The 9,317-nt window shown below is 68.8% G+C and carries 1 protein-coding gene; it reads left to right on the top strand.

From position 1 onward, the window contains the following. The first annotated feature begins 176 nt into the window (after positions 1 to 176). On the top strand, positions 177 to 9,071 hold the full coding sequence (locus WMF19_RS12145) for a neuraminidase-like domain-containing protein (protein ID WP_437899228.1): 8,895 nt from the start codon (positions 177 to 179) through the stop codon (positions 9,069 to 9,071). Positions 9,072 to 9,317: the final 246 nt, after the last annotated feature.

Here is a 9,317-nt window from a genome sequence, read left to right as displayed (position 1 = left end):
GTCGCTGACGGTCACTGTCGATTCGGCTACCGGTGAAGTACAGTTCGACGAGTTCAATCTCTCAGGATTCGCGAGCGGGCAGCGGCAGGCACGGTCGCTCCCCGCTCAGCAGCTGACATCAACGTCAAGCTGGGTACTGAACCACCCCGCTGCGTCGCAACGACGAGGAATATCTTATGTCCATCAGCCGTGAGAATCTCATCGCGCTCGGCAAACTGTCGGGCAAGACGCTCAGCGACGTCGCGGCGCTCAATCCGGCGCTGCACGGGGAGCTCCTGCAGGATGTCGCCGAGGAGCGGCATGTGGCGACGGAGGTGGCGTTCGCGGACGCCTCCAGCGGGTTGCGCGCCCTCGTGCGCGCCGTCGACCTCGCCGCCGGCGCCAACCGGGATCGGCCTGTCAAGGCGGTGCTCGCGGATCTGCTGGACGACCGGCAGGTCGAAGCGGCGCTGCGGGCCGAGCTCGCCGGGAAGCTCTCGTCCCTCGCCCACGTGGACGCGTTCGCGGGCGGCGTGTCCAGCGACGTGGCGCTGAAGGAGCACCCGCTCTTCCGCCGCTCCGTGGAGAAGGCCGGCGTGATGGTGCTCGCCGACGCGGCGCAGCTCTCCGCGGGCAAGACGGACGCGCTGCTGAATCAGGTCCACAACGTCACCCAGCTCGACGACGGGCGGCTCCAGCGCCTCGTCCAGGAGCAGGCGCTCACCGAGACCGAGGCCCGGCGCCTCGGGGCCATCGCCAGCGTCGCGAACCTGGCAGGCGGCCATCCCGGGCTCGCGCAGGCCGCCATCAGCGTCGGCAACGTGACGCGGCCGGAGCACCTCTTGCGACTCGACGTCGCGGCGTGGGAGGGCGCGATCACGAGCAGCGGGGCCGAGCCTCCGGACGGGCTCGACGCCCACGCCTACGCCGAGGAGCTGCACCGCCGCCTGGCGGAGCTCTATCCCACCGAGACGGTGATGAGCCGCATCATGCCGCGCGACGTCACGCTGTACAGCCAGGCGCTCAGCGGGGTGCAGCCGCTGTTCCAGCGCAACACGAAGATCACGACGGTCGACTTCGACGCGCTCGACACCACGGGGTTCACCCAGCAGCAGCGGGAGACGCTCCGCGCCGCCCACGCCAACATGCGCGCTCTCGTGCGGCTGCACCCGGGCCTCAGACTCGCCGAGATCGTCGACCGCGAGGGGCTCTCCGTCGCACAGAAGTTCCAAGCGATCTGCCTCCGCCTCGAGACGCTCGACCGGCTCCAGCAGCATAACTGGGATGTCGAGCTCCTCGCGCTGGATCTGACGCCGGACAGCGATGATCTCAAGGCGCTGAATTTCACGGGCATCAACGAGGCGGACCGGCCGTTCGTCGTCTCGGAGCTCAAGGCCTATCAGCGCGCCTACGCGCTTGCCGGCGACATCGGGAAGATCGATGCGCTGCTCCGCGCCGGCTACAGCTCGGCGACCGCCGTCGCCCGCGTCGATCTCGACACCTTCGCCCAGAAGACCGGCCTCGACAGGGACAGCGCATCCAGCATCCACAGGAGGGCGCGGGAGGTGGCGGGGACCGCCGTCGCCCAGATGGGCGCCGTCATCGACATCCTGAAGGGCGGGTTCGATTCCATGGCGGTCGGCAACATCGGCCCGTCGTCCCTCGACTACCTGCGCAAGCTCGACGGCTTCAACGAGCTGTTCGGCTCGCAGGACTACTGCGACTGCGCGCACTGCCAGTCGATCCTGAGCTCGGCGGCGTACTTCGTCGATTTGATGGAGTTCATCGAGGAGCACGTCACGAAGCATTTTTTCACGGGCGCGCGCGCCTCCCATGTCCTCGCTCTGAAGAGCCGCCGGCCGGATCTCTGGACGCTGCCGCTGACCTGCGAGAACACGCACACGCAGGTCCCCACGCTCGACATCATCAACGAGATCCTCGAGAACTACATCGCCCAGCGGCAGGGCTTCGCCGGCGCGCTGAGCGATCGCGTCGCGGTGAGGACCGCCGTGTACCGCGACACCCTGCCCAGCGCGGTCGACTCGTTCCGGCAGCCGTTCCTCCTGCCCTTCGCCCGCATCGAGCAGTACCTCCACCATTTCTCCGTGTCACGGGCCGACGTCGCCGCCGCGATGGGCTCGCCCGCGGGGGTCCGCGCCGCCGCCGCGCTCGGCCTGTCGATGCCGCAGCGGGACACCATCCTCATCGCGAAGCCGCAGATCTCTTTCCTCGAGCACATCTACGGCGCAGATTTCACGCTGTTGCAGTCCGGCAAGATCGATCCGATCGAGACGAAGGTGCTCTTGAAGCACAGCGGCATCCGCCGGGACGAGCTCGAGATCCTGGGCGCGTGCCGCTTCGTCACGGCGCGCGGGGCGGAGCGGCCGCGCTTTGTCCAAGCGAAGCGCAGCGCCGACAGCGTGCAGAACGATGTCGAGCGCGTGCACGACCTCACCCCCGGGGCCCTGGACCGGATGCACCGGTTCGTGCGCCTCGCCCGCCATCTCCCGTGGACGCTCGCCGAGGTGGACCTCGCGCTCGACAGCGTCATGACCGCCGGGCTGGCCGCGGCGCTCGACGAGGCGGCGCTCGCGGCGCTCGCGGCGATCAAGGAGATCGCCGCGCGGTTGCACCTGAAGGTGGAGCAGGCCGTCACGCTCTTCAGCCTCATTCCGAACGTCGCGCCCGGCGAGGGCAAGCCCGGGCTGTTCGATCGGCTGTTCAACGCGAAGCCGTTCACGCTCGCCGACGGGCCGCTGCCGAAGCCGGCCGTGGCGTTCATCCACTCCGCTTTCCGCGACGCCGCGCCGCCCCCCGGCAACGACGCCACGCTGCCGCGCCTGATGGCGGGGCTGCAGGTCGACGCCGAGCAGCTCGCCGCGCTGATCCGCGAGCTCGCCGCGCCGCTCGGCGCGGACCTCGGCCCCGACGCGCCGGAGGCGGCGCGCGGCTTCTTCCTCACCCAGGAGAACCTCGCGTTGCTCTACCGGCACGCCCGGCTCCTGCACGCGCTGAAGGTGAGCGTCGCGCAGCTCTTTCAGCTGATCGCGTTCGCCGGGATCGGCGGGCCGGTTCAGACGCTCGCGCACGTGAGGGCGCTGATCGAGGCGCACGATCTCTGGAAGTCGAGCGGCCTCTCCCTGGACGATCTCGGCTTCGTCACGCGCGGCCGGGTCGAGGACGAGAGCCGCTATCCGAGTGCGGAGGGGGTCGCCGCCACAATCGCCGGCGAGGCGATGCGCGAGCGGCTCACCCAGTTCGCCGATACGGTGTTCGCGTTCCTGCCCTCCGTGACGGAGGATCAGTCCCGCGCCATCGTCGCGGCGAACGCGGCGGCGTTCACGCTCGTGCCCGAGACCGGGTTGCTGCGCCTCTCGGACGACTTCAGCTCGCATGGGCCCCTCACCATCCCGCCGGGCATCGGCCTCACCGCGGCGGCCGCGAGGAGCGCGCTCGATCCGTTTCATGCCCGCGGGATCCTGTTCGTCAAGCTCGCCGCCCACCTCGGTCTGCCGGTGGACAGGCTGCCTGTCATGTGCGCCATGATCGGGGCCGATTTGTCGGCGCCCGGGGTCGTGCAGGCCCTCCACGGCGGGCCGACCGACGCGCTGGAGGCGATCGTCGCGGATCTCGCCCCGCTCGCCATGCTGTTCAAGCACGCCGCGTTCGACGCCGGCGTGCTCTCTTACATGCAGGCTTTTCCCGACAAGTTCGCCATCGCCGACTTCAAGGCGCTGACGCCGGCCTCCATCAGGGCGCTCCTTGCGTACCGCACGCTCGTCGATGTCTCGGCCCTCTCGCCCTTCAGCGCCGAGCCCGTGGCGTCCAACGCCGACGCCATGCGCGGGGCCATCGCCGTCTTCGATCCGGTGACCAAGTTCGCCGCCGATCCGTGGATCGCCGCCGACGCGCTCCGGATCCAGCGCCCGTTGCTCATCACGCTGCTGCAGCACGTGACGCTGCCCAGCACCGCGCTGGAGGCGCTCACCGCGCTGGCGAAGGCCGCCGCGCTCGCCCAGACGCTCGGCCTCGACGGCGAGACGCTGGGGCTGATCCTGGCCGACGGGTATGACGATCTCTCCCGCGCGGCGGACGGCCTCGTCGCCACGTTCCGCACCAACTACCCGGACGAGGCCGAGTTCGACGAGAAGATCGCGCCCTCCGAGGACAAGATCCGCTCCCTGCAGCGCGACGCGCTCGTCGATTACCTCATTCGCTCGATCCACCCTGAGTTCGAGGCGAAGGACGAGCTCTATCAGCACTTCCTGGTCGACGTGCAGCTCGAGGGCTGCGCTCGCACCTCGCGCGTCGTCGCCGGGATCTCGAGCCTCCAGCTCTACGTCCACCGGATCTTGATCAACCTCGAGCAGGATCGCCGCGCGCCGGAGGACCCGGCCCATGTTCACGTCCCGCCCGCCGCCATCCCGGCGGACGAGTGGGCGTGGCGGAAGAACTACCGGGTGTGGGAGGCGAACCGGAAGGTGTTCCTGTACCCGGAGAACTACATCGAGCCGGACCTGCGCGACGACAAGAGCCCGCTGTTCCAGGAGCTCGAGCAGACCCTGCTGCAGCAGGACATCAACGAGCAGACGGTGCTCGACGCGTACACCCGTTACCTCGCCGGGTTCGAGGAGATCGCCAGGCTCAAGATCGCCGGTGTCTACCACGACAAGAACCCGGAGGACCGCACCGATATCCTGCACATGTTCGGCGTGACCCAGAGCGATCCGCCGGTCTACTACTACCGCACCGCGGAGAACGTCCACTACGGTGAGACCGAGAGCGATCGCGCCGCCTCGTGGTCCCCCTGGCGCAAGATCGACGTGCAGATCCCGGTGCGCACCGTCTCCCCGGTCGTGTACCAGGGTCGCCTGATCGTGTTCTGGATCGAGATCTCGACCCAGGCCAAGCACAACGTGTCCGGGGGCGGCTCGCGGTTCACCGGCTACCAGCACACGTTCAGCCTGCGCTACACGTCGCTGAAGCTCGACGGTACCTGGTCTCCGCCGCAGGCCGTCCGCCTGGCCGGCGCGAGCGCGCCGTACCGGAGCAGCTGGGTCAGCGCGCCGAACGGCGTCGCCGCCGATCCGCTGGCCGATTACGGCGAGTCCGCCCATTTCCGGAAGGTGCCGCGTTACGATCTCTACGCGCACGACGACGAGCCGCTGGCCGGCTACACGCTGCGCGGCTACGTCTGGGACCGCTGCTACCCGGAAATCAAAGAGGACGGCGAGCTCGTGGTCACGTGCATCGGCTTCGGCACCCGAGCGAAGATCGATTTCGCCGAGAACGTCATCGTGCCGATGAGCCCCTGGAACATGCGGCCGCCGCACGTGGGCAGCGTCCTGTCGATCAAGAACACTCGGTCGTTGGACAACCCCGATCGCACTCGGCCGCACCTCTTCTTCGGCTTGCCCGCGTCGTTCTTGATCGATCCCTACGCCCAGACCACGGTGTCCCGCAACGCGGCGAACGGGAGCTATTTGCAAGGCCGGATCATCGCGGAGTGGACGCTCGATCATTTCTTCGACAGCGTGCACGACGTCGACCTCGGCGAGCTGAAGTTCGGCGACGATCTGACCATCGTGAACGGCTCGGTCTCGGACGCGATCCTCACGAGCGGACAGGACCTCATCTACCTGCAGTGTCGCCCGAAATCGCCCTCGTCGCAGGCCCGCTCGCCGATCTTTTACCTCGCCAAGCGGCTGGGCACCCGCCTCGCGGACCACCTCTCGCGGGCGCTCTTCACGCGCGGCGTCGACGGCCTGCTCGACGTCGAGACGCAGAAAGCGCTGGGCGAGCCGGGCCTGCCTTTCACCGTCGTCGACTACCTCATCGACCGCACCACGAAGGGCGAGATCGACTTCACTGGGTCGCTCGGCGTCTATTTCCGCGAGATGTTCTTCCATATCCCGGCCCTGATCGCGAATCACCTGAACGTCCAGGGCCGCTACGCGGCGGCGCAGCGCTGGTACCATTTCATCTTCGACCCGACCGCCACGGAGACGATCGCCGTCCCGCCCGAGCTGAGCGCCGCGGAGAGGGCGTTCCGGCAGCGCGACCGGGTGTGGCGCTACATCGAGTTCCGCGGCCTCGACGCCCCGAAGCTGCGGAAGACGCTGACCGATGGGGCCGCGCTCGAGGCGTACAAGAGGGACCCTTTCAACCCGCACGCCATCGCGCGGCTGCGCCTCAGCGCCTACCAGAAGGCGATCGTGATGAAGTACATCGACAACCTGCTCGACTGGGGCGACAGCCTGTTCACCCAGTTCACCACGGAGTCGATCCACGAGGCCGTGATGCTTTACGTCATGGCGTCGGATATCCTCGGGCCGCGCCCGGACAAGCTCGGGTCCTGCGGCGACGGCAACATCGCGCCGAAGACCTACGAGGCCATCGCGCCTCACCTCGGCGCGGGCGAGGACGTGCTGATCGAGCTCGAGCAGTGGCGCGTCGGGCGGCCGGAGGTCGCGCTGAGCCCTCACGGCCTGCCGAAGATGCAGCGGGCGACGTTCGTGCTCGAGACGGCGCGGCTCGCCGCGCGGGGCGGCCGGCTCGGGGCGAACGCGCCGCCGGCCAAGGTGATGGTGCCCGAGCGGCGCGCGGTGGAGTGGAGCCTCATCGACGTGGACGAGCAGGTCGACTCGCGGCCCGGCAGCGCGCTCCTGGCCACCGAGAGGGACCTGGCCCAGGCGGGGCTCATCGAGCTCGACGCCGCGGAGGTCTCTGCGACCGTCAGGACCCCCGGCATGGCGCCTCAGGACGACAGGATCACGAGAGGGCTCATCGCCCGCCCGCTCGATCGGGCCAGGACGGGCATCGGCCTGTGGACCGCCTCCGGGGGGAAGGACGTCCCCGCCGCCGATTTCGGCAGCGTGGACAGGAGCTGGTTCGATCGTTTCTGGCGGTTCGGCATCGCCGTGATCCGGCAGGTCAGCCCCGTGTTCTGCGTCCCGGAGAACAAGGACCTGAGCGCGTACTGGGCGCGCGTCGAAGATCGTCTCTTCAAGATCCGTAATTGCATGGACATCGCCGGCGTGAAGCGCCTGCCGGCCCTGTTCGCGCCGGAGATCGATCCGCGGCTCCTGGTCCGCGCCCGGGCGGCCGGGCTGTCCCTGGAGGACGTGCTCAACGCCACGACGGGCAGCCTGCCGCCCTACCGCTTCGCCTACCTCATCGAGAAGGCGAAGCAGGCCACGGCCACGGTGCAGGCGTTCGGCGCGGCGCTCTACGCGGCGCTGGAGCGGCGCGACAACGAGGAGCTGAGCCGGCTGCGCGTCGTGCACCAGCAGAACCTCCTGGAGATGACGACCAAGCTGCGCGAGCTCGACCTGAAGGTCGCGGACGAGGCCATCGAGCAGCTGCGCCGGCAGAAGGCGGCGATCGAGTACCGGCGCGACTACTACCAGGGGCTGCTCGACGGCGATCTCAGCGCGTGGGAACGAACGCAGCAGGGGGCGCGCCACGCCGCCACCATCGCGTCGGGCATCGGCGCCTTGCAGCAGATGCTGGCCGGGGTTCTGTACCTCGTTCCGCAGCTCGGATCGCCCTTTGCCATGAAGTATGGCGGCGTCGAGCTCGGCAACTCGGCGAACGCGTTCGCGTCGCTGACGCGCGCTGCGGCGACGCTCAGCGAGCAGGTGTCCGCCTCGGCGGGGCTCGAGGCGGGCTTCGAACGCCGCCGCGAGGGGTGGGAGCACCAGGTGGAGCTGGCCGAGCACGAGCTCCGGCAGGTCGAGAAGCAGATCACCGGCGCGGAGCTGCGCAAGGAGATCGCGCGCCGCTCGATCGACCTGCACGCGGAGAGCATCAAGCAGGCCGAGGAGATCTTCGAATTCCACAACGAGCGCTTCACGAACCTCGGCCTGTTCAACCACCTCGCCACCACGCTGCAGCGGCTCTACCGCGACGCCTACGGCGGCGCGCTGGCGATGGCGCGGCTCGCGGAGCAGGCCTATCGGTTCGAGCGCAGCGACGAGGCGACTCCGCTCCTCTCTCCGAGCTACTGGGAGGTCTCGCGCGCCGGGCTGCTCGCGGGCGAGCGGCTGATGATCGATCTCCTGGCGATGGAGCGGCGCTTCATCGAGACCAACCTGAGGGCGCTCGAGATCGATCAGCCGTTCTCGCTCGCCCAGCTCGATCCGGCGGCGCTGATGCGGCTCAAGGAGACCGGGACCACCGACTTCTCGATCCCCGAGCTCGCCTTCGATCTCTTCTATCCGGGCCAGTACCGCCGCCGCATCAGGTCGGTGCGGCTCACCATCCCGTGCGTCACCGGACCGTTCACCAACGTGGGCGCGACGCTGACGCTGACCGGCTCGAAGGTCCGCCGGCAGCCCGCGCTGGGCGAGGAGGAGCTGTTCGATGTGCCGCTCCGGCGCAGCACCACGGTCGCCACGTCGACGGCGCAGAACGACGCCGGGGTGCTCGAGTTCGGCTTCCGCGACGAGCGATACATGCCGTTCGAGGGCTCAGGGGCGATCAGCTCCTGGAGGCTCACCTTGCCGGCCAACTTCCGCCCATTCGACTACCAGACGATCACGGACGCGATCGTGCACATCGCCTACACGGCGGAGTTCGACGGCGCGTTCCGGGACGAGGTGGAGGCGGTCAACGGCGCCGCCGAGGGGACGATCGCGAGCGTTCTCTCGAACACGCCGCTCGCCCGAACCTTCAGCCTGAGGCAGGACTTCTCGAGCGTGTTCGCGCGGCTGCTTCATAGCCCGGCGGACACCGAGGTGCGGATCGAGATCACCCCACGGCATTTCCCGCTCTTCCTGCAGGGGCGCAGCCTGCAGATTACGGGCGCGTCGCTGATCCTGCGCACGCCGCGGGATCAAACCGCGACGGGGCTGCGCATCGCCGTCAACGGCGCGGAGCAGACGGACTTCACGCGTGAGGAGAGGTTTGGGGGCATGTTCGCGAGGGCGCTGGGCGCAGCGCTCGCTGGCAGTCCGGTCGCAACGCACCGTCTATCGGTCAGGGCATCGGGCGATCTTGCGCCCGATGCACCTGCGCCGGGCGATGTCTCTGCGCTCGACTCCACGAAGGTACACGATATCTTGCTGTACATCGAGTTCAAGCCGGCTTAGCGAGCGTTGCCCACCAATCGATGAGTTCCGTTTTGGCAGTTGTTTCGCCGAAAGAGGGCGATCTTCCGCCATGTGGCCAGCAGCGAATGCCTCGTTGCCTTGATCGCCAGCCGATAGGCGCTCTCGTGTGCTGCGCCTGTCGGACGCGCGCGCAGCCCCTGGCGTACGCGGCGGATGCTCGGGCAGGTTATGCTGGATGTCCCCCGAGACGCAGTGGTCCCCTTCGTGCCCGTGGAAGGCGAGTTC

The sequence above is a fragment of the Sorangium sp. So ce124 genome, from assembly GCF_051525235.1.
In the GTDB taxonomy this organism is placed as follows: domain Bacteria; phylum Myxococcota_A; class Polyangia; order Polyangiales; family Polyangiaceae; genus Sorangium; species Sorangium atrum.
The sequence above is the reverse complement of the archived record's forward strand: the minus strand, read 5'-3'. Positions and strand labels throughout refer to the sequence as shown.

Excerpts from the sequence above, each read along its gene's own strand:
- WMF19_RS12145 (WP_437899228.1), top strand. The coding sequence starts at position 177 with ATGTCCATCAGCCGTGAGAATCTCATCGCGCTCGGCAAACTGTCGGGC.